We start from the raw sequence: 21,558 nt of genomic DNA, 5'->3' as shown, positions 1-21,558 counted from the left end.
CAACGGATCACCGTCCGAAAACCGCAGCCTCTCAGCGATACCGCGCCTGGTTCCATTTGTGGCCGAGCAGCGACAGGATGATGATCAGCCCGTTGAAGAACTGCACGTAGAAGCCGCTGAGGCCCGCGGCGACGACGCCCGTCTGGATGAACGACACGGTGACCGCGCCGATCGCGCCGCCGACCACTGTACCGATACCGCCCCAGGTCGGAGTGCCGCCGACGAACACCGATGCCAGCACCGGCAGCAGATAGCCGTCACCCGCCGTCGGCCACCAGGTGAAGTTGATCATCACCGAGAAGGTTCCGGCGATCGCCGCCCCGATGCCGGTGAAGACGAACACCTTGACCCGGACGCGCTGGACGTCGATGCCCATCTGCTTGGCGCTGTCCGGATTGTCGCCGACCACCTTGACCTGGGCGCCGAAGCGGTGGCGGTTGTAGAGCAGCGCCGAAAACACGACGAAGGCGATCGCCCAGAAGATCTGCACCGGGATGCCCCAGAGCTGGCCGGAGAAGATCGCGTAAGCTGAGCTGTCGGCCAGACTGGTCAGCGCCGTCGACTTGCCCTCGTTGATGATCTGGATCAGCCCGCGCAGCAGGAAGTTCATGCCGAGCGTGGCAATCAGCGACGACAGGCCGCCATAGACCACCAGCGATCCGACCAGGAAGCCGAGCAGCGTGCCGGTGAGAAGCGCCGCGGCGATGCCGAGGAACGGATCGTAGCCGGCCTGCACGACGATCGCGAAGGCCCATGAGGCGAAACCCATCGTCGCCGGGAACGATAGGTCGATCTCGCCGCAGGTGACTACGAAGACCAGCGGCACGACAACGAACAGCGCGACGGGAAGCGTCGTCAGCACCGAGCTGTAAAGATACCAGGTGGTGAAGACGGTCGGGTTGGCGATCATGAAGATCGCCATCATGACGATGAACACGGCGAGCGTGCCTAGCGCCGCGCGATTGTCGAGGACGAAGCCGCGCAGCCAGTGATCGGAAGGATGACTCCACTGCTTGCCTGATTCTGTCGGGCCGCTTGCCCTTCCCAGAGGTGTTTGCAGATCGGGTTCCATGGCCTTGCTCATCACGCTCTCTGCTCCGCTCCGCCCGCCTCGTGTAGCCCTGGCAGGCCACCCGGATGCGCGATCTCTTCCATAAAGTTGATGAGGTCGTCGGCTGACTTGACCTCGCTGCGGTCAGCCGTCAGCGCCACCTTGCCGCGGTCGAGCACCACGAAGCGGTCGGCGATGTCGAAGACATGATGAATGTTGTGGCCGATGAACAGGATCGAGCGGCCACTCGCCCGCACCTGGCGCACGAAATGGAAGACCTTGGCGGTTTCCGTCAGCGACAGCGCCGTCGTCGGTTCGTCGAGGATGATCAGCTCCGCCTGCTTGTAGATGGCCCGCGCGATGGCCACGCCCTGACGCTCGCCGCCCGAAAGCTGGCCGACGATGGAATGCGGCGTGAACACTTTCGAGGTGAAGCCGATCTCGCGCATCAGCCGGCTTGCCTCCTCGATCTCCTTGTTGACTTTCAGCCAGCCCATGAAGCCGGTCAGCTCGCGGCCCATGAAGATGTTGCGCACGATCGTCTGCTGCACGGCCAAAGCGCGGTCCTGGAAGACTGTCTCGATGCCGGCATCGCGCGAGCGGGCGGCACTCCATCCGGTCACCGGCTTGCCGCGTACGAGGATGTCGCCGCTTGTCGGCTTGACCACGCCGGATAGGATCTTGATCAGCGTCGATTTGCCGGCGCCGTTGTCGCCGATCAAGCCGACCACCTCGCCGCGTTCGACGCTGAGGTTGACGCCGCCCAGCGCATAGACCTGGCCGTAGGATTTCTTGATATCGCGCAGTTCTATGATGCGTTCGCCCATGCGATCCTCGCTCGGGTTGTCTGTCTTGCCGGTCTCCTCGCCGGCGGCCCCGCCGGCCGGGCGAAATCCCGGCCGGCGGCTTGGGAGGTCAGCGCAGCGCCTGCTTGGCCAGCTCGGCGACGATCTCGTAGTTCTGCGGCGTGACGAAGCCGGCGCCGGTATCGACATTCATCGGCGCCAGGCCCAGCACCACCTGCTGGCAAAGGCTCAAAATCGGCAGATAGCCCTGCAGGAAAGGCTGCTGGTCGGCCGTCAGCTGCACCCAGCCGCCCTTGAAGCCTTCGACGATCTGCGGGCTGGTATCGAAGCCGAAGTTGAAGACGTCGCCGGGCTTGCGTCCCGCCGCCTGCATATAGGTGGCGACGTTGCCGAGCATCTGCCCGCCGGGATAGCCGACCGCCTTGACGTCGGGGTGGTTGAGCAGAGCCGCCGTGATCACCGGAATGGCGAGGTTCGGATCGGACGCCCACTCGCCGCTCGGCGGCGAGGACAGCTGGATCACCTCGACGCCCGCCTCCTTCAGCGCCGCGACCGTGCCGCGCTCGCGCGCGCCGCGATTCTCGTTCTCGAACGGGCCGATCATGATCGCCTTGTCGCCGGACTTGAGCTTGCCGAGCTTGAACGCCTCGGCGCCGAGCGCGCGGCCCTGCTGCTCCTGCTGCGCGCCGACATAGCCGCCGCCGAATGCTTCCACCACCTTCGGCACCGGCACGTTCTGGTACATCATCTTGATGCCGTCCTTATGCGCCTGCTCGGCCAGCGGCATGATCGCGGCATCGCCCGGATGGCCCATCATGGCGATGCCTTGCGGCTTGACCGCGACCGCCTCGCGCAATTGCTGCACCATCTTCTCGACATCCCACTGGGAGAAGATGTAGTCGACCTTCGGCCCAAGATCGGCCGCCGCCTGCTTGGCGCCATTGTAGACGATGGTGCCGAAGGCGTCGCCCTCGGCGCCGCCGACGAAGAAGCGGATATGGACGTCCTTGCACCATTGGGCGTCAAGCGCCTTTGCCGGCAAGGTGGAGATCGAGGCGCAGAGCGCCGCGGCGGCCGCCACGACGGTCGAGCGCAGAACAGTCCTTCTGGTCGTGATGCTCATGCACGTTCCTCCCTTTTGGTCCCTCGCAACGGAGGGTTTCGACGATTGCTTCGGCCGTAGTCTTGGTGGCCGGCTCCTCCCGCCGGCCGGTCCTCACACCGGATTGGGCAGGTAGCTGGCTCCTCCCCTGCACTGCTTCAGATAGCCCAGCGCCCGCACCTGACCGGTCATCTCGAGGTCGCCGCGATAGACCGGGTCGTGCCAGCCTTCGATGTCGATGGCGCCCTTGTAGCCGGCCAGCCGCAATTCGCTGATCACCCGGGTCCAGTCGCTGTCGCCGAAGCCGGGGCTGCGCATCTGCACGAATGGCAGGCGTCCGAACACGCCGTGCTCGCGGATCACGTCCCAGCGCACGGTGGCGTCCTTGCCGTGGACGTGGAAGATACGCGGCGCCCATTTGCGAATCTGCGGAATCGGGTCGATCAGATAGACGAGCTGGTGGCAGGGCTCCCATTCGAGCCCGAGATTGTCGTCGGGCAATTCGTTGAACATCAGCTCCCAGGCGTCCGGGTTGTGGGCGATGTTCCAGTCGCCGCTCGCCCAGTTGCCGTCCATCGCACAGTTCTCGAAGGCGATGCGCACGCCCTTGTCGGCGGCGCGCCTGGCCAGCGGCCCCCAGACCTCGCGGAAACGGGGCAGGCTGTCGGTCAGCGGTTTGCCGCGCAGCCGGCCGGTGAAGCCGCAGACCATCGTGGTGCCGAACAGATGTGCGTTGTCGATGACGGTCTCCCACGCCGCGAGCACGCCGCGGTCGACCTCGCCGTTCTCCAGCGGATTGCCGAACACGCCGATCGATGAGACGGCGACGTCCGCATCGCCGATCGCTTCGCGGATTTCGCCCGCCAGGCGCTTTAGGTCCTTGCCGCCCAGCGTCTGCCAGAAAAAGGGCTGGATGCTCTCGAAGCCGAGCGGCAGGATCTGTTTCACATAGGCGGCCGGGTCGTCGAGATTGGCTCGCACCATGGTGCCGATCCTGATGTCGAGAAGCGGGTTCGGCATCACGGCGTTTCCTTTGCGATTGCGACGCGGCGTGCGGTCTCTGCGCTTTCGATGGCGCCAAAGACCATGGCTAGGCTTTTGATGTTGTCGGTGCCGCGCGTCTCCGGTTCGGTGCCGGTCTCGATCGCGCGCATGAAATCCTGGATGATGCCGAGATGGCCGTCGACTCTGTCGGCCGCGTCGAGCGCCGGCACTTCGATCGACTGGGTCTTGTCGATGATACCGTCGCGGCCGGACGCAACCACCTCGGCCTTCAACCCGTCATGCCCGTCCCACAACAGGCTGCCGCGCTCGGCGACGATGCGCCAGCTGCCTTCCCAACTCGTGCGGAAACCGTCCGCGCACCAGGAGCCGGCATAGGTGAAGACCTTGCCGCCGCCGAAATCGAACACCGCGCTGGCCGACGAGCCCTGACGGTACCAGGAATTGGCAGGCTCCCACTCCTGGCAATAGACGCCGGCCGGTTCGCCGGCGACCATGTAGCGGGCGGCGTCGAACGTGTGGATCGCCATGTCGAGCAAAAGCACGTGGCGCATCTCCTCGCGAAAGCCGCCGAAGTGCGGCGCGACGAAGAAGTCGGCATGGATGCTGGTCGGCTTGCCGATGGCGCCGGAATCGAGGAACCGCCGGATCCGCCTGACATTGGCGACATAGCGCCGGTTCTGAACCACGGCATGGACCCGCCCCGCGCGGCGCGCCGCTTCGATGATGGCGCGCGCATTTTCTGGGCTGTCGGCAAGCGGCTTTTCGGTGAGCAGATGGCAGTTATGGGCAAAGGCTGAAAGCGCGACCTGGCGCCGCGCAGCAGGAACCACGACATCGAACACGGCATCGGGCCGGGTCTGATCGAGAACGGCATCGAGGCTGGTGCCGATGACGGCATTGGGGAGCTCGTACTCGCGCGCCCTCGCCTGTGCCCGCTCGGCATCGAGATCGACAAGGCCGGCAATGGCAAGCCCGTCGATCTGCCTCGCGGCATCGAGCCACTGCCTGCTCATGGCTCCGCACCCGACCAGGACGACCTTCATCATCCAGCGCTCCTCCTCCGCTCGGCCCCTCCAGGCCGAGTGTCACGGCATTTCCGGCTTCACCGTAAACGTTTTTCCGTAAACGTTTACGAGAACACACCCGATGGCGTAGAATGTCAATCACCTGCTCGCGAAAATCACTTCCACTGCTTGGCCTGAAGGACGGCCGGTGCTAGCGAGGTCAGGGGGAGAACCTGCCTTGGCGTCCAGCATCCACGATCTCGCGCGTCACCTGAACATTTCGATCGGCACCGTGTCGCGCGCGCTGAACGGCCGCGCCGACGTCAATGCGGAGACGCGCCAGCGCGTGCTCGAGGCGGCCAGGAAGCTGAACTATTCGCCCAACCAGTCGGGCCGCAGCCTGCGCCAGGGCGCCACCCGCTCGATCGCCTTCATGCTGCAACCGCATCCCGGCGACCAGCAATATGGCGAGCCATTCTTCATTCCGTTCCTGACCGGCCTGCAGGCGCGGCTCGCCGAGCATGAGCTGGATCTGATGGTCGTCATGGGCGAGCCCGGCCAGTATCAGCAGGAGCGGCTGCGCCGCGTGGTTGAGACGCGCCGGGCCGACGCGGTCGTGTTGGCCAATACACGGCGGGAAGACGATCGGATCGACTATCTCAGCAAGGCCGGCTTTCCCTTCGCCACGCTTGGCCGAAGTCAATCCGGCGGCGACACCTATCCTTCGCTCGATATTGATTTCGAGAGGGCGGGTGATGAAGCCGTCGACCGGCTGGTTGCGCGCGGCCATCGCCGCATAGCTGCCATCCGCCCTTCGCTTGATCTCAACTTCGGCTACCTGTTCCTCGACGGCTACCGCAAGGCTCTGAAGCGGCACGGCATCGAAGTCGACCCCGGCCTGATCGCCGACGGCTTCATCAACGAGACCGGCGGCTACCAGGTGACGCCGCGTGTCATGCTCTCCAAGGACCGGCCGACAGCCATCATCTTCAACAATGACGCGATGGCGCTCGGCGGCTGCAAGGCACTGGCCGAGATGGGCATCAGGCCCGGCCACGACATCGCGGTGATCGTCATCGTCGACACGCCGCTCTGCCGCTACTTCTCGCCGACGCTGACCGCCTTCCGTCCGGCGCTGGAGCCGATGGGCCGGCGGCTGGCCGAGATGCTGCTGGCGTCACTCCCGGCCCATGCCGGTCCGGAGGGGCCACGCACGATCCGCGAAGTCTGGCCGCTGGAACTCGTCGCGCGCGAGAGCGATTGAGCACCCTCTCCTTCTCTGGGAAGAAGGCAAGTACCCCACTCCTGTCACGCAAGTATCATGTTCGCGTCCTAGACCCGATGTCTTGCCATTCCGGCTCTGCTCGTCACATGGGGGACATCATGAAGCACCTCAACCGAACCGTCGCGCTTGGCGCGGCACTCGCCCTGTTCACCGTCCTCAGCCCTGCGCTCGCCGAGGGTGTTGGCTATGTCAACAAGGGGCTGGTCGGCGTTGGCCGCATCCCCGCCAGCCAGAAGGACAAGTTCGGCGAGACCTTTGGTTCGGGCTCCGGCATGGCGATCGAGGCCAAGAGCTGGGCGCGTGACGGCGCCGGCTACAAAGGCTCGCTCTGGCTGCTGCCGGACCGCGGCTACAACGTCGCCGGCACCACCGACTACCGGCCCCGCTTGAACACAATTGCAATCGAGCTGACCCCGACCGCCCCGGGCGCGGCGCCCGCCGCCAGCCAGGAACAGTCGGGCGTCAAGGCAACGCTCGCCGACACCATGCTTCTGACCGACGACAAGGGCGCCGACGCCACCGGCCTCGACCCGCTCAACGGCGTGCGCCCCGCTGCCGGCGACATGCCGATCCTGCCGCAGGCCGACAACGGCAAGCTTTCGCTCGACGACGAGGCGGTCGTGCGCCTGCCCGACGGCACCATGTTCATTTCCGACGAATATGGCCCCAACATCTATCGCTTTTCGGCCGACGGCCGCCTGATGTCGGCGACGCAGCCGCCGGCGGCCCTGGTGCCGATACGCCATGGCAAGCCAAACTTCGCTTCCGACAATCCTGGCCCGGGTGCCGCCGAGCCGGATCCCAAGGATCCCGAGACCGGCCGCCAGAACAATCAAGGCCTCGAAGGCATGTCGATGACGCCGGACGGCAAGTTCCTGATCGCCGTGCTGCAGTCGGCGCCGCGCCAGGATGGCGGCGATTCCGGCTCGACCCGCCGGAATGCCCGCGCGCTGGTCTATGACGGCTCCGACCTTGCCCACCTCAAGCTGGCGCACGAATATGTCGTGCCGCTGCCGGTGTTCAAGGACGCCAAGGGCAAGACCAAGGTGGCCGCGCAGAGCGAGATCGTGGCGCTGTCCGACAAGAGCTTTTTGATGCTGGCACGCGACAGCGGCAACGGCCAGGGGCTGAAGGACGCCGAGTCGGTCTACCGCAAGATCGAGATCGTCGACCTGTCCGCGGCCACCGATATCGCCAACGGCCCATTCGACGCCGCCGACAAGCCGGTTGCGCCGAAAGGCGTGCTCGATCCGTCGGTGACGCCGGCCAAGCTCACCTCGTTCATCGACATCAACGACAAGGGCGAACTCGGCCGTTTCGGCCTGCACAACGGCGCGCCGAACGACAGGAACAACCTCTCGGAGAAGTGGGAGGCGATGTCGCTGGTGAGCGTGGTGGACCCGAAGCTGCCTGACGACTATTTCCTGTTCGTCGCCAACGACAACGACTTTCTCACCCAGGACGGCTTCCAGGTTGGTGCCCCGTACAAGGCCGAGGATGGCGCCGATGTCGACACCACCTTCCTGGTCTATCAGGTTACCCTGCCCGGACTGTCGGGGAACAGTCTCGCCGCAAACTAGTTGCGATTACCTGGTTTACGCTGGACAGGCGGTTCGAGCGTCTCGTGGAAAGATAGCGGGTTCTTACTGCCGCATCGCTTTCAGTTTTTCTGCCGCCGAGGCGGCAAGGTCGGCATAGCGCTCTTCCAGCCGCTCTGCGGCCTTGATGACGGGAAAGTCATGGCCGAACTTCTCCAGCGCCAGGCGCAGCTTTTCCGCGAAGTCCGCCTGTTGCTCCAGTGCCGAAAACAGGGTCTTGACCTGCGCCTCGCTGATATCGGGGTTGGCGAGCATCTTCGGCACATCCCGGCCCATCTGTTCGCCGGTGGCGGTCTGCTCCTTCAGGATTCCGATCCAATCGGTCAATGCCGAACTCCTTTTCCGGCAGCATGCGCGGGGCAAGCTGCTGCCGTCAACCCATTGGCGGTACCGCCGTCGATCATTGCAGCGATCAAGGCTTGCCTCGCCCCTGACCGGCGTTAAGTTCGGCTCGACCCGGAACAAGGACATCAACCATGACCAGCGACGCCGAAATCCAGACCGCCCTGCCCGCTTTCGCCTCCGGCAATGTCGCCGTCATCACCGGCGGCGCCAGCGGCATAGGCCTGGCCGCCGCGAAGCGCTTCGCGGCCATGGGCATGAAGACCGTGCTTGCCGACATAGGCGGCGTGCGCCTCGACCAGGCCCGGCAGGCGGTCGCCGTCATTGCCGGGGACGATGCCGTTCTCCCTATCCCCACCGATGTCTCCAAGGCCGACGAAGTCGACCGGCTCGCGGAACTCACCTACGGTGCATTCGGTGCGGTTTCGGTGCTGATGAACAATGCCGGCGTCGGCAACAATCCCGGCAAGCCGTGGGAAAACCGTGAAGCCTGGAAACGGCTGCTGGACATCAATTTCTGGGGCGTCGTGCATGGTGTCGAGGCCTTTGCGCCGCGCATGCTGGCTGCGGGCGAGCCCGGCCTGATCATCAACACCGGATCCAAGCAAGGCATCACCACGCCGCCCGGCAATCTCGCCTACAACGTCTCCAAGGCGGGCGTGAAGACCTTCACCGAGGGCCTGGCCCACACGCTGCGCAACGAGCCTGGGGCCAAGCTTTCCGCGCATTTGCTCATCCCCGGCTTCACCTATACCGGCCTGACCGAGGGCGCGACGGAAAAGCCGGCCGGCGCCTGGACGGGCGAGCAGGTGATCGATTTCATGCTGGCATCGCTCAAGCAGGACGACTTCTACATCCTTTGCCCGGACAACGAGGTCGCTCGGCCCATGGATGAAAAGCGCATGGCCTGGGCGATCGGCGACATCATCGAAAACCGCCCCGCTTTGTCGCGCTGGCATCCGGATCACAAGGACGCTTTCGCCGCCTTTATGAACCGCTGACGGGCCGTTCAGGCGGCGCCTTCCTCTTAGAGCTTGCCTTCCGTGGCACGGTCTTGTTGGCGGCCGCCTCAGCGATCTTGCGGTCGCGCCCGGAACCGTTTTTTATCGTCATAGCCTGCTTGGCCGCTGTTTCGGCGATTTTGCGGTCGTGCCGTTTTGCCGCCGCTTCGCATTTGGCGCGGATCTCCTCGACCTCCGATTCCGTCAGGTGCTCGATGCCGATGAAATGGTTGTGGGCCTCGCTGACGCGAATCAACTCGTCGAGCTTGGTCTGGATTGCCGCGCCATCGCGGTTCTGCGTGTTCTGGATCAGGAACACCATCAGGAAGGTGATGATGGTTGTCCCGGTGTTGATCACCAGTTGCCAGGTATCCGAGAAGCCGAAGACCGGGCCAGTCGCGGCCCAGATCACTACGATCAGAACGCAGACGGCAAAAGTCAAAGGCATACCGGCCAGGTGAGCCACCCAATTGGCAACCTTGGTGAAAAGCTTTTCGATCATCCAGTCCTCACAAAACGCAAGAGCGCGGCATTTCGAGAGAAACAAGGGCCGGCCTCTCCGGTTCCCGCCGGCCCGATTTTCCGCCTGCAATCGCATACACGCGAGAGGCGCATGCCGACGAAAAAACACCTTATGCGTTGTTGCCATGGTGCCGGTGCGGGTCGAAAAGCCTGCTCGTTCCGCTTCACGGCGGCTTACCTCCGGCCCCTTCAGCTGCTCCCCCCGCATGGCGGAGGGGCGCTTCACGGGTTCAGGTCGCGGCGTTTTCCCAACGATCGAGGAAGGCCTCGATCGGCAACGACTGCATGTCCGGGATCGCCCTGGCGAGTTTTTCCGGCGTCCAGTCCCACCAGGCGAGGTCTTCAATGCGCGCCGCCACGTCGGCGCTAAAGCGCCGGCGCAAGGGTTTGGCCGGAACGCCGGCGACGACAGCGTAAGGCGGCACGTCATGCGTCACCACCGCGTTGGCACCGATGACGGCGCCATTGCCGATCGTGATGCCTGGCATGATGACGGCGCCATGGCCGATCCAGACATCGTGCCCGATGCTGACCGGCTTTGCCTGCCGCCGCTCTCGAAATGCCGCGTCGACGCCAAGCCAGCGGAAATATTCGTTGGGCCGGTAGCTTACCTTATGCTGGGTCAGCCGCTCGATCGGATGCTCGAGCGCGTTGATGCGGCTGTTGGCGGCGATGGAGCAGAACTTGCCGATCGTCGTGTAGATCGCTTCCGAATGACGCTCGAAATAGGAAAAATCGCCGATCGTCACGTCGCGCAGGATAACCCGCTCGCCGATCGATGCATAGCGGCCAAGCTTGCACCCCTTCAACTCCGCGGTCGGATGGATGCGCGGCTCGGGATCCTTCGCAACGAGATGTTCAGGACGGTCCATGGCGCGGCTTTACGCCCGAGCGATTGCCCCGGCAAGCGGGACCAATCATCATTGCGGCTTGCCCTTGGCCCACACGACGTTCTGGCCATAGAGCGGCACGGTCGTGACCGACATCTTCGCTGAGCCGTTCTGGACCTGGCGCGAATGCGAGAGATAGATCAGCGTCTCGTTCTTCTTGTCGTAGATGCGGTTCACCACCTGTTTCTTCCAGATCAGGCTGAGGCCCTGCTTGAACACCTCTTCGCCGCGCTCGCTCATGTCGATGTCGCCGATTGTGATCGGTCCGGTCTGCCGGCAGGAGATCGACGAGTCCGACGGATCTTCGAACCAGTTGCCCTTGTGCAACCGATCGATGATGCTGCGGTCGAAATAGGCGACGTGGCAGGTGACGCCGTCCACCTTTGGATCCTTGATCGCATCGATCATGATGTCGTTGCCGACCCAGTCGACGCCGACCTTGCCGACCTCGTCCGGCATCGCTGCGCCGGCGCCGAGGGCAACGCAGGCGGCAATCAAGCCGATCAGTTTTCGCAAGGAAGCCTCCTCGGGTTTTGCGTTTAGCCGATGTCAGGTGGGACAGGACAATGGCATTTGCAAGCCATTCGATGATCGTCGCGACGGAGGCGGCAGGTCTCGTGGTTGCGGCAACGCGACCTCTTTGCGCGCGCGCCGCCAAACCGCTAAGACTGTCGCCGAACAGGCTCGCGCCGGATCCGCCGGGCCGCGACGATCGCGACGGATAGTTTCTGATGATGCGCTCAATTCTGGTCGGCATCCTCGTCCTGATGGCGGCGGGCATCGGCTGGCTCACTTTCGACTGGTATCGCGGCCATTATGGCGGCCAGCCCTACGGCGCACCGTTCACACTGATCGACCAGAAGAACGCGCCGATCACCGAGGCCGCGTTCCGGGGCCACCCAAGCGTGGTCTTCTTCGGCTTCACGCATTGTCCGGAAGTCTGCCCGACAACGCTGTTCGAAATGGCCGGCTGGCTGAAGACGATGGGCGACAGCGGCAAGAACCTCAACGCCTACTTCGTCACGGTCGACCCGGAGCGGGACACGCCGCAGATCGTCAATTCCTACGTCGGCAACTTCTCCGACCGCATCACCGGCATCACCGGCGACCCGGACAAGGTGCATGCAATGGCCAAGGCCTTCGGCATCTACTGGAAGAAGGTCGACACCGGCGACGGCGATTACACGATGGACCACACGGCCTCCGTGCTGCTCCTCAACGCCAAGGGCGAGTTCGCCGGCACCATCGCCTATGGCGAAAGCGCCGACACGGCTATTGCGAAGCTGAAGCGGCTCGCAGCAGGCGGCCAGGCCTGATCCCGAACCGAAGGTTTGCGTAGCAACAAGTGGAACCGGTTCTCGGAAATGATCACGCTCAAACATGAGTCGTCCTGATGGGGCAGACCAGGTTCCATTTCACCACGGGCAAGGCCGAGGTTGACCGCATCTTCGCGGCGCTTGATGCAGCTTTCGAGGACGAAGGCCTGCCGCTTGCCCTGCTGGAGGTCGATGAGGCCAATGACATCCACGAAGTGTCGCTCTATGCCGATGGCGATGTCGATGCCGTCGCAGTCCGGATCAACGGCATACTCGCGGACCTGGGCCTGCCGAAGCAGGTCGAGCGCGAGGCGCTCCCCGACATCGACTGGGTTGCACGCTCGCTCGAAGGACTGAAACCGGTCCGCGCCGGGCGTTTCTTTGTCCACGGCGCGCATGATCGCGACAAGCGCCGCAGCGGTGACCTCGCCATTGAGATCGAGGCGGGTCTTGCCTTCGGCACCGGCCATCACGGCACCACGGCCGGCTGCCTCGAACTGCTGGAACAGGTGGTGCTGCGCGAACGCCCCGGCAACGCGCTCGACCTCGGCACCGGCAGTGCCGTGCTGGCGATAGCGCTGGCCAAGCTCGCGCACATCCCGGTGCTGGCGACCGACATCGATCCGGTCGCCGTTCGCGTCGCTGCGACCAATGCGCGACTGAACCGAGTGAAGGCGCTTGTCGAGACGGTGACGGCGCCCGGCTTCCACCATCCGATCTTCTCTAGGCGCGCGCCCTTCGACCTCATCGTCGCCAATATCCTGGCGCGCCCGCTGATGCGGTTGGCGCCTGAGATGGCCAGGCACATCAGGCTCGGCGGCTCGCTGGTGCTCTCCGGCATTCTCGACCGTCAGCGCGATGCGGTGATCTCGGCCTATGTCGGCCATAGCTTCCGCCACGTCCGCACCTTGCACCGCGAGGGCTGGGTGACCATCCACCTCAAGCGCTGAAAACCGGATCGTTCAAGACTGGCCCTGTCGAAATCGATTCCGGTTTCGAAGACCTTGCGCTACGGTCGCGCGAGCCATTCCAGGAGATGCGGCAAAATGTTCCAGACCTTTGATTCCGCCGGCGATCCGGCTATCGGCAAGCCGCGCGTGGCGACGCTGCGCCAATGGCTGGCCGAGAACAAGCTGGACGGCTTCATGGTGCCGCGCGCCGACGAGCATCAGGGCGAATATGTCGCCGACCGCTCGGCCCGGCTGAAATGGCTGACCGGCTTTTCCGGCTCAGCCGGCGTCGCCATCATCCTGCGCGACCGCGCCTTCATCTTCGTTGACGGCCGCTACACGCTGCAGGTGCGCAATGAGGTCGATCTTTCGATCTTCACCGTCGAGAGCCTCGTCGACAATCCGCCGGCCTCCTGGATCAAGGACAATCTCGGCAAAGGGGCCAGGCTCGGCTTCGACCCTTGGCTGCACACGATCGGCGAGATCAAGGCATTGAAAGCCTCGGCCGAGCAGTCCGGCGCGAAACTGGTGCCGCTCGACAAGAATCCGATCGACATCATCTGGGAAGATCAGCCCGAGCCGCCGCGCGCACCGGTGGAACTCCACCCGATCGCCTTCGCCGGCGAGCTCGCCAAGGACAAGCTGGCGCGGCTGGCGGGCGCGATCGAAAAGGAGGGCGCGACGCACGCCGTGCTCACCGACCCTTCTTCCATCGCCTGGGCCTTCAACATCCGCGGCGGTGACGTGGCGCATACGCCGCTGGCGCTCGGCTTCGCGATTCTTGCCGCCGACGGCAAGCATCAACTCTTTATGGACCAGCGCAAATTTTCGCGCCAGGTCGCGGCTTATCTCACCCAGCTCGCCGATCCGCACGACCCAGGCGAATTCGAATCGGCGGTCGCCAACCTCGCCAAGGGCGGCGCAAAAATCGCGCTCGATCCCGTTTTGGCGGCGGAAAAGCTCAAGATGCTGGTCGAGGGCAATGGCGGCATCGTTGTCTCTGCGCCAGACCCCGCTCGCATTCCGCGCGCCACCAAGAACCACGCCGAGGTCGCCGGCAGCCGCGCCGCGCATCGTCGCGACGGCGCCGCTATTGCCAAGCTGCTCTGCTGGCTCGACCGGCAGCAACCGGATACGCTCGACGAGATCGACGTCGTGACCAAACTCGAGGAGGTGCGGCGGCAGACCGGCGAGGAAACACAGATGCCGCTGCGCGACGTCTCCTTCGACACGATTTCCGGCGCCGGCCCGAACGGCGCCATCATGCACTACCGCGTCTCCCGCGCCACCAGCCGCAAGCTGCAAAGCGGCGAGCTGTTCCTGCTCGATTCCGGCGGACAATACCAGGACGGCACCACCGACATCACCCGCACCGTGCCGATCGGCCAGCCGACCGAAGAGATGCGCGAGCGCTTCACGCTGGTGCTGAAGGGCATGATCGGCATCTCGACGCTGCGCTTTCCGGCCGGCACGCGCGGTTCGGAAATCGATGCCGTTGCCCGCGTGGCGCTGTGGAAGCATGGCTGCGACTTCGCCCACGGCACCGGCCATGGCGTCGGCTCTTACCTCGCCGTGCATGAGGGCCCGCAGCGCATTGCCCGCACCGGCACCGAGAAACTGCTTGCCGGCATGATGCTGTCCAACGAGCCGGGCTATTACAAGGAAGGCTCCTACGGCATTCGCATCGAGAACCTGATCCTGGTCACGCCTGCCGAGCAGATCGAGGGCGGCGACATCGCCATGCACGGCTTCGAGACGCTGACGCTGGCGCCGATCGACAAGCGCCTCATCCGCAGCGACTTGCTGACCCGCGACGAACTGCACTGGCTCGACCAGTATCACGCGCGGGTTCTGGCCGAGATCGGTCCGATGGTGGACGGCGAGACGCTGGCCTGGCTGGAGAAAGCCACGGCGCCGCTGCCGCACGACGCCAAGATCTGACTTCTAGCCGACGAACTGCCTGGCCAGAATCAGCACCGCGGCACCGGCCAAAAACATCGCCATCAGGCCGCCGCGCAGCGACACCAGCGCGGTGACGATCAGCGCTGCCCATTCGGCCGGTCCGGCGCCGAGCGCGGCAGGTGCCACAAGTGTCGTCAGCACAGCGGCCGGCACGGCGTTGAGGCCGGCCTCGACGCGCGGGTGGACGGTCTCGAAGCGCGAGATGACGAGATGGCCGCCGACACGGGTGAGATAGGTGGCGACGGCGCCGGCGAGGATGATCCAGAAGGTCGTGCTCATGTGCGCTGCCCCACGCCGCTATGATGCGGCGGCAGAATCACCGCTAGGAGCACGCCGGCAATGGCGCCGATCGAGACATGCCAGGGCGAGCCGACCGTCTTGTAGGCGACGATCGAGGCGGCCGCGCTGGCGACGACCACCGGCAGCCACAGTGGCCGCTTGCGGAAGCCGAGAACCAGGCCGAGGAAATAGATCGGCAGCAGGAAATCGATGCCCAGCGCATGGGTGTCCGGGATCATCTTGCCGAAGACCGCGCCGAGCGCGCTTTCGGCCACCCAGAACACATAGACCGGCAGGCCGAGCCCGAGATACCAGACGAACCCGACCGATCGGCCGGAGGCCGCGCGCGCCTCGGCCACGGCATATTGCGGATCGGTCAGGATGAAATAGCCTAGCGCCTGCTGCAGCAGCGGCCAATGCGCCATGCGCCGGCCGATGCCGGCGGAATAGAGCACGTGACGGAAATTCACCGCGAAGATCGAGAGCACGATCAGCCAGGGCGCGACATGCTGGCCGAACAATTCGATGCCGACCATCTGGCTGGCGCCGCCGAAGATCAGCGCGCTCATTAGGAATGCTTCCAGGACCGAAAACCCGTTGTCCACGGCAATCGCGCCGAACAGGATCGCGAACGGCGCGGAGGCGACGACGACCGGCATCGACAGCCGCACGCCGTCCCAGAAATCGCTCCTCGCACGGCTTTCGGAGATTGCTTCCGCCGTCATCCAACTGCTCCCTTGAGCGGCTTGATTTAGGGAGCGTCGCCCCGCTTGTCACACCAATTCGCTTGAGCCGACGATCAGCGGAACTGATTGCCGGGCTTTGAGCGGCTCAGGCAGCCTTGCCCTGGATCGCCCTGCCCCAATCGAGCAGCGGCTTGGCGCGCAAGGTGAAGCCGACGAGATCGTCAACTAGCGCCGCCATGCAGATGGTTTCGGGATCAATATTATGCCGCACCACGAAATGGCGGTTGCGGACTGCTTGCGCGAGATCGGCTTCGCTGACGTCCTCGAAACCACGCGGCGCGCGCTTCAGGCAATCTTCCCTATCCAGCTCCAGCCCAGTCTTTTTCAGCGCTGAAACCATGGCGCGGAAGGCGGCCGGCTTCGTCACGATCGCCTTGCGCATCGCCTGCAGCAACTCCGGTCCGGGCTGCCACCAGGCGACGCCGGCAAAGCAGCGCTCGAGGCCGATATGCACATAGAACACGCCCTGCTCCATCTTGGTGCCGTCTGGCGACAGGATTGCCGACAGGTGCCGATTATAGGGGCGCTTGTCCTTGGAGAAGCGAACGTCGCGATTGATGCGGAACAGCGACTTCTTGCGGTCGCCGCGCAGGCCAAGTCCCGCCGCCGCGAAACGCTCGCTGAGCGCTTCGACGAGATCGCAGAACGGCTCGTGCAGCTCACTCTCGTAGAGACCGCGGTTTTCCTGAAACCATTCGCGGCTCTGGTGGAAGTCGAGCGCCTTGAGGAACGGAATGGCCTTCTCGCCAAAACCCTTGAACGCTCCGGCCATCAGCCGCCCCTGCCGATGCGCTGCAGCCAGGTGTCCTCGTCGATCACCTCGATGCCGAGATCGCTCGCAACCTTGAGCTTGGAGCCGGCGCCCGGACCCGCCACCACCAGATCGGTCTTGGCCGAAACCGAGCCGGCGACCTTCGCCCCCAGGCGCTCCGCCATCGCCTTGGCCTCGGAGCGCGTCATCTTTTCCAGCGTGCCGGTGAACACCACCGTCTTCCCGGATACCTCGCTGCCGGCCGAGATCTCGACCACATAGGGCTTGGGATGGACTTGCGCCAGCAGCGCATCGAGCACGTCGTCATTGCGCTCATTGCCGAAGAAGTCGCGCAAGGCGTTGATCACGGTATCGCCGATGCCGTTGATCGACGGGAACACGTCATGCGGATCCTGCGCCTTCGCCGTCTCCTTGCCGACGCGGATCAGTTCCTCGATGGTCGAGAACTGGCGGGCAAGCACCGCCGCCGTCGTCTCGCCGATATGGCGGATGCCGAGCGCGAAGATGAAGCGGTCGAGCTCCGGCTCGCGGCGCGCGTCGATGGCTGCGAACAGTTTGTCGAGGCCTTCGTAGTTGCGATCTTCAATGCTGCGCACATTCTTGCGCGTCTTGCCCGATGCGGCCTCGCGCAGTCTGGCCTGCTCCTCACGCCGCTCCGCCAACGCCTTGGTGACGGCCGGCCGGCGGTCCTTCAGCGTAAAGATGTCGGCGGCGGTCTTCACCAACCCGGCATTGAAGAACAGGTCGATGTTCTCGGCGCCGAGGCCCTCGATATCGAGCGCGCCGCGCGACACGAAGTGGCGCAGCCCCTCCACGGCCTGCGCTGCGCAGATCAGCTCGCCGGTGCAGCGGCGCCGCGAATCCTCCTTGCCGGTCTTCTCGTTGATCTCGCGCGTCGCCGGCGAGCCGCAGACCGGGCAGGTGTGCGGGAACTCATACGGCACCGCATCGGCCGGCCGCTTGTCGATGAGGACCCTGACGATCTGCGGGATGACGTCCCCTGCCCGCTGGATCACCACCGTGTCGCCGATGCGAACGTCAATGCCGTCGCGGATCGGCTGCCCGTTGCTGTCAAAACCCTTGATGTAATCTTCATTGTGCAGCGTGACGTTTTCCACCACCACGCCGCCGACCGTCACCGGCGCCAGCCGCGCCACCGGCGCCAACGTGCCGGTGCGGCCGACCTGGATGTCGATCTTCTCAACCGTCGTCATCGCCTGTTCGGCCGGGAATTTGTGGGCAACTGCCCAGCGCGGCTCGCCGGTGACAAAGCCCCAGCGGCGCTGCAGCTCGAGCTGGTCGACTTTGTAGACAACGCCGTCGATGTCGTAGCCCAGCGAAGAACGCTGCTCCTCGATCCGATGGTAGTGCGCGATGAGTTCGTCGATCGACCTCGCCCGCACCATCAGCGGACTGACCTGGAACCCCCATTCCTTGAACTTCTGCACGGAATCGTACTGGGTCGAAGTGGGATCCGCCGTCGTGTAGCCCCAGGCATAGGCGAAGAATTTCAGATTGCGGCTGGCGGTGACGGCTGGATCCTTCTGGCGCAGCGACCCGGCCGCCGTGTTGCGTGGATTGACATAGTCCTGGCCGCCGATAGCTGCCGAGCGCTGCTTCAAAGCCTCGAACTCCGCGTAGGTCATGTAGACCTCGCCGCGGATTTCGATCACCTTCGGCCAGCCCGAGCCCTGCAACTTCTTCGGGATGTCGGCGATGGTCTTGAGATTGGCAGTGATGTCCTCGCCGACCGCGCCGTCGCCGCGTGTCGCGCCTTGCACGAAGATGCCGTTTTCGTAGCGCAGTGATGCCGATAGCCCGTCGATCTTCGGCTCCGCCGTGAAGGCGATATCGAGGTCCTTGTCGCGGTCGAAGAAGCGCCGGCCACGCTCGATGAAATCGGCCACGTCCTGGTCGGTATAGGCCTTGGCGAGGCTCAGCATCGGCACGGCATGCCGCACCTTGGTGAAGCCTTCCGCCGGCGGCGCGCCGACCCGACGCGACGGCGAATCCTCGCGAACGAGATCGGGAAAGCGCCCCTCGATGGCAAGGTTGCGCCGCGCCAGTGCGTCGTATTCGGCGTCCGAAATCGTCGGCGCATCCTCCATATGGTAGCGCCGGTCGTGCTCGGCGATCTCCGCCGCCAGCCGCTTCAGCTCCTCCGCGGCCTCGCTTTCGCTCAGCGAATCGACTGGTTTTTCAGACATGAAGCGCGGTCCTCGAATTGTGGCGGGCCACTATAAATCAGGATTCGGTATGGAGGAGTCGGCTTGCGCAAAAATCATTGCCGAACAGCAGGATGCAGCCACCTGCTGACTCGGCATTCCAGCCGGGGAATCAAGAAGCCTAGGCTGCCGCCGTGTTCTCGCGCAGCAACCGCTCAGCGGCGGCGCGCGCTTCATCGGTGATGGTGGCGCCGGCCAGCATGCGCGCGATCTCTTCCTGGCGCGCCGCGCGATCCATTTCGGCAATGCCGGTGGCGACACGGTCCTTGCCGCCGGACTTCGAGATTAGAAAATGCGTCGCAGCGCGCGCCGCCACTTGCGGCGCATGCGTGACCGAAAGCACCTGCACCCGCTTCGACAGCCTCGCCAGCCGCTGACCGATGGCGTCGGCCACGGCGCCGCCGACGCCGGTGTCGATCTCGTCGAAGACCAGGGTCGGCGCCGAGCCGCGGTCGGCAAGCGCCACCTTCAGGGCCAGAAGGAAGCGCGACAGCTCGCCGCCGGACGCAACCTTCATCATCGGCCCGGGCCGTGTGCCCGGATTGGTGCGCACCCAGAACTCGACCTGGTCGATGCCTTCTTCCATGCGGCCATCGGCATCGCTCACCATCTCGACGATGAACTCCGCCCGTTCGAGCTTGAGGGCCGGCAGTTCGGCCATCACCGCCTTGGTGAGGCCCGCCGCCGCCGCATGGCGCAGCGAAGAGAGCTGCGCCGCGGCTATGTCGTAAGCTTCGCGCGCGGCGGCTGCTTGTTTCTGCAGCCCGTGCAGGCGTTCCTCGCCCGCATCGAGATCGGCAAGGTCGGCCGCCATCGTGTCGCGCAGCTGCGCCAGATCGTCGACCGCGACATTGTGCTTGCGTGAGGCCGCGCGCAGCGAGAACAGCCGCTCTTCGGCCTTTTCCAGGCGCTGCGGATCGTATTCGGTGGCGCGTAGTGCTGTCTGGACGCCGGACTGCGCCGCGTCGAGCGAGATCATTGCCTCGTCCAGCGACTTGACCACATCGTCGAGCAGGCCCGGCACCTCACCCGATTTGCGCTGCAGCCGCCTGAGCAGGCTGGCGAGCTGCGGCAGGGGCGAAGACGGCCCCGACAGCACATCCTGCGCATCGTGAATCTCGGACGCGATCTTTTCGGCGCGCATCATCTGGGCGCGTAATTCGGCAAGCTCGGTCTCTTCGCCCGGCTGCGGATCGAGCTTCGCCAACTCGGCGACCGAGGCCCTGAGATAATCGGCCTCGCGCGCCGCCGCCTCGACCTTGGCGCGGTGCCGCGAAAGCTCCTGTTCGCAGTTCCGCCAATAGCGCCAGGCTTCGCCCGTCCCGCGCACGGCGCCGAGATGGCCGCCGAAACTATCCAGCAATTCGCGGTGGGCGCCGGGATCGACGAGCGCCCGCTCGTCATGCTGGCCGTGTATCTCGACCAGCGCGCGGCCGACGTCGCGCATCAGGGTCACGCTGGACGGCTGATCATTGACGAAAACGCGGGTGCGGCCGTCGGCGGTCTGCACGCGGCGCAGGATGATGTCGCCATCATCCTCGATGTCGTTGTCGGCAAGCAGCGCGCGCGCCGGGTGGTTGCGCGGCACGTCGAACACGGCGATGACCTGGCCCTGCGCCGCGCCATGGCGGACGAGCGAAGCGTCGCCGCGCGCGCCAAGCGCCAGCGACAGCGCATCGAGCAGGATGGATTTGCCGGCGCCGGTCTCGCCGGTCAGCACCGAAAGCCCAGGCAAGAAGTCGATGTCCAGCTTCTCGATCAGGACGATATCGCGGATCGACAGTCTGGACAGCATCAGAAGTGTCAGGCGCCGGTGATCAGCTTCCCGGCCTTGGAGATCCACGACCCAGCATTCTCGCGCGGTTCAAGCCCGTTGCTCTGCAGGAGCTTGTAGGAATCCTTGTACCACTGGCTGTCCGGATAGTTGTGGCCGAGCACCGCTGCGGCTGTCTGCGCTTCCGAAGTCAGGCCCATCGCGTAGTAGGCTTCGGTCAGTCGCGCGAGCGCCTCCTCGACATGGCGCGTGTTGGAGTAGTTCTCGACCACGGTGCGGAAGCGCTTGACGGCGGCGATATATTCGCGGCGTTCCAGATAGTAGCGGCCGATCTGCATCTCTTTGCCGGCGAGCTGGTCGGTGGCAAAGCGGATCTTGTCCTTGGCGTCGTCGACATACTCGGAATTCGGCCAGCGGGTCACCAGGTCCTGCATGGTCTGCACCGTCTGGCGCGCTTCCTTCTGGTCCTGGGTGACGTCCTTGATCTGCCGGTAGTAGCTCAAGCCGATGATGTACTGCGCATAGGCGGCATCGTCGGTTGACGGATAGAGCGTCAGGTAACGTTTGGCGGAACCGATCGCCTCGTCATAGTTGCCGGCGCGATAATCGGCGAAGGCGCCCATCACCATCGATTTGCGGGCGAATTCCGAGTAGGGATGCTGGCGGTCGACGGCGTCGAACTTCTTGCTCGCCTCATCGAGGCGGCCGGCATTCAGATTGGCGAGGCCCTGGTTGTAGAGAACGTCTGCGGGTTCGGTGTGGTCGACATAGGTCGCCAGATTGACGTCCTTTTCGGAGGACATGCAGGCCGACAGCATGAGCGACGGGGCGACCAACGAAAACGCCAGGAAAACAGCCCGATACGGCGCCTTCGATTGACCAACTCGCGAAAAAAACATGTTTGGATTCCGCCCTTTCGGCGTCGTTT

At 64.7% G+C, this 21,558-nt stretch carries 21 protein-coding genes; 6 read left to right on the top strand and 15 right to left on the bottom strand.

Annotated elements, in window-relative coordinates:
* Window positions 1–31: 31 nt before the first annotated feature.
* From P9217_RS18115 to P9217_RS18095, 5 genes are all read right to left on the bottom strand, one after another.
* A complete protein-coding gene (locus P9217_RS18115; RefSeq protein WP_095779023.1) occupies window positions 32–1,084 on the bottom strand; it encodes an ABC transporter permease in 1,053 nt (350 codons plus the stop codon).
* A complete protein-coding gene (locus P9217_RS18110) occupies window positions 1,084–1,878 on the bottom strand; it encodes an ATP-binding cassette domain-containing protein (RefSeq protein WP_127215483.1) in 795 nt (264 codons plus the stop codon). The genes P9217_RS18115 and P9217_RS18110 overlap by 1 nt, the downstream gene beginning before the upstream one ends.
* Window positions 1,879–1,966: 88 nt before the next feature.
* Window positions 1,967–2,980, bottom strand: a complete 1,014-nt coding sequence (locus P9217_RS18105; protein ID WP_278087841.1) for a substrate-binding domain-containing protein — start codon at window positions 2,978–2,980, stop codon at window positions 1,967–1,969.
* Between the two features lie 93 nt (window positions 2,981–3,073).
* Window positions 3,074–3,979, bottom strand: a complete 906-nt coding sequence (locus tag P9217_RS18100; RefSeq protein ID WP_197504177.1) for a sugar phosphate isomerase/epimerase — start codon at window positions 3,977–3,979, stop codon at window positions 3,074–3,076.
* Window positions 3,979–5,010, bottom strand: coding sequence for a Gfo/Idh/MocA family oxidoreductase (locus P9217_RS18095; protein ID WP_278087842.1), 1,032 nt, complete (start codon window positions 5,008–5,010; stop codon window positions 3,979–3,981). Before P9217_RS18095 ends, P9217_RS18100 begins: the two co-directional genes overlap by 1 nt.
* 196 nt (window positions 5,011–5,206) lie before the next feature.
* Here P9217_RS18095 and P9217_RS18090 point away from each other — a divergent pair, with 196 nt between their 5' ends.
* Both P9217_RS18090 and P9217_RS18085 read left to right on the top strand, forming a co-directional pair.
* Complete coding sequence (locus P9217_RS18090; protein WP_095783804.1) at window positions 5,207–6,232, top strand: LacI family DNA-binding transcriptional regulator; 1,026 nt, start codon at window positions 5,207–5,209, stop codon at window positions 6,230–6,232.
* A 119-nt stretch (window positions 6,233–6,351) separates the two neighbouring features.
* Entirely contained in the window at window positions 6,352–7,833 is a 1,482-nt protein-coding gene (locus P9217_RS18085) for an esterase-like activity of phytase family protein (protein WP_278087843.1), read from the top strand.
* A gap of 63 nt (window positions 7,834–7,896) precedes the next feature.
* Here P9217_RS18085 and P9217_RS18080 read toward each other — a convergent pair whose 3' ends face one another.
* Complete coding sequence (locus P9217_RS18080; protein ID WP_066990806.1) at window positions 7,897–8,178, bottom strand: hypothetical protein; 282 nt, start codon at window positions 8,176–8,178, stop codon at window positions 7,897–7,899.
* Between the two features lie 149 nt (window positions 8,179–8,327).
* Between P9217_RS18080 and P9217_RS18075 the strand changes: the two genes are divergently transcribed.
* On the top strand, window positions 8,328–9,194 hold the full coding sequence (locus P9217_RS18075; protein ID WP_095802432.1) for an SDR family NAD(P)-dependent oxidoreductase: 867 nt from the start codon (window positions 8,328–8,330) through the stop codon (window positions 9,192–9,194).
* Here the strand turns inward: P9217_RS18075 and P9217_RS18070 are convergent.
* The 3 genes from P9217_RS18070 to P9217_RS18060 form a co-directional block, all read right to left on the bottom strand.
* Window positions 9,181–9,696 carry a low affinity iron permease family protein gene (locus tag P9217_RS18070; protein ID WP_066990799.1) on the bottom strand — a complete coding sequence of 172 codons (516 nt, stop codon included), beginning with the start codon at window positions 9,694–9,696 and terminating at the stop codon, window positions 9,181–9,183. The two genes, P9217_RS18075 and P9217_RS18070, sit on opposite strands and share 14 nt — an antisense overlap.
* 250 nt (window positions 9,697–9,946) lie before the next feature.
* Window positions 9,947–10,588 (bottom strand): DapH/DapD/GlmU-related protein, encoded by a 642-nt coding sequence (locus P9217_RS18065; protein ID WP_278087845.1) that lies wholly within the window; start codon window positions 10,586–10,588, stop codon window positions 9,947–9,949.
* Between the two features lie 48 nt (window positions 10,589–10,636).
* A complete protein-coding gene (locus tag P9217_RS18060) occupies window positions 10,637–11,065 on the bottom strand; it encodes a CreA family protein (protein WP_278087875.1) in 429 nt (142 codons plus the stop codon).
* Window positions 11,066–11,337: 272 nt separating this feature from the next.
* Between P9217_RS18060 and P9217_RS18055 the strand changes: the two genes are divergently transcribed.
* From P9217_RS18055 to P9217_RS18045, 3 genes are all read left to right on the top strand, one after another.
* A complete protein-coding gene (locus tag P9217_RS18055) occupies window positions 11,338–11,922 on the top strand; it encodes an SCO family protein (protein ID WP_278087846.1) in 585 nt (194 codons plus the stop codon).
* Window positions 11,923–11,999: 77 nt separating this feature from the next.
* Window positions 12,000–12,872, top strand: coding sequence for a 50S ribosomal protein L11 methyltransferase (locus P9217_RS18050; protein WP_278087847.1), 873 nt, complete (start codon window positions 12,000–12,002; stop codon window positions 12,870–12,872).
* A 96-nt stretch (window positions 12,873–12,968) separates the two neighbouring features.
* Window positions 12,969–14,813 (top strand): aminopeptidase P family protein, encoded by a 1,845-nt coding sequence (locus P9217_RS18045; protein WP_278087848.1) that lies wholly within the window; start codon window positions 12,969–12,971, stop codon window positions 14,811–14,813.
* 3 nt (window positions 14,814–14,816) lie between these two features.
* Here P9217_RS18045 and P9217_RS18040 read toward each other — a convergent pair whose 3' ends face one another.
* The 6 genes from P9217_RS18040 to P9217_RS18015 all read right to left on the bottom strand — a co-directional run bounded on the left by P9217_RS18040 (window position 14,817) and on the right by P9217_RS18015 (window position 21,529).
* Window positions 14,817–15,113 (bottom strand): AzlD family protein, encoded by a 297-nt coding sequence (locus P9217_RS18040; protein ID WP_067329066.1) that lies wholly within the window; start codon window positions 15,111–15,113, stop codon window positions 14,817–14,819.
* The gene (locus P9217_RS18035) at window positions 15,110–15,838 is read right to left on the bottom strand and encodes an AzlC family ABC transporter permease (RefSeq protein ID WP_278087849.1); all 729 of its coding nucleotides are present in this window, start codon (window positions 15,836–15,838) and stop codon (window positions 15,110–15,112) included. The genes P9217_RS18040 and P9217_RS18035 overlap by 4 nt, the downstream gene beginning before the upstream one ends.
* 106 nt (window positions 15,839–15,944) lie before the next feature.
* Complete coding sequence (locus tag P9217_RS18030) at window positions 15,945–16,631, bottom strand: TIGR02453 family protein (RefSeq protein ID WP_067329064.1); 687 nt, start codon at window positions 16,629–16,631, stop codon at window positions 15,945–15,947.
* On the bottom strand, window positions 16,631–18,838 hold the full coding sequence (gene ligA, locus P9217_RS18025) for an NAD-dependent DNA ligase LigA (RefSeq protein WP_278087850.1): 2,208 nt from the start codon (window positions 18,836–18,838) through the stop codon (window positions 16,631–16,633). The genes P9217_RS18030 and ligA overlap by 1 nt, the downstream gene beginning before the upstream one ends.
* Window positions 18,839–18,977: 139 nt before the next feature.
* Window positions 18,978–20,651 (bottom strand): DNA repair protein RecN, encoded by a 1,674-nt coding sequence (gene recN / locus P9217_RS18020; protein WP_127216228.1) that lies wholly within the window; start codon window positions 20,649–20,651, stop codon window positions 18,978–18,980.
* A gap of 8 nt (window positions 20,652–20,659) precedes the next feature.
* On the bottom strand, window positions 20,660–21,529 hold the full coding sequence (locus P9217_RS18015) for an outer membrane protein assembly factor BamD (RefSeq protein WP_066990991.1): 870 nt from the start codon (window positions 21,527–21,529) through the stop codon (window positions 20,660–20,662).
* Window positions 21,530–21,558: the final 29 nt, after the last annotated feature.

The sequence above is a fragment of the Mesorhizobium sp. WSM4989 genome, from assembly GCF_029625795.1.
Lineage (GTDB): Bacteria > Pseudomonadota > Alphaproteobacteria > Rhizobiales > Rhizobiaceae > Mesorhizobium.
Note: the sequence above shows the minus strand (reverse complement) of the source record. Positions and strands in the feature narration are given on the sequence as shown.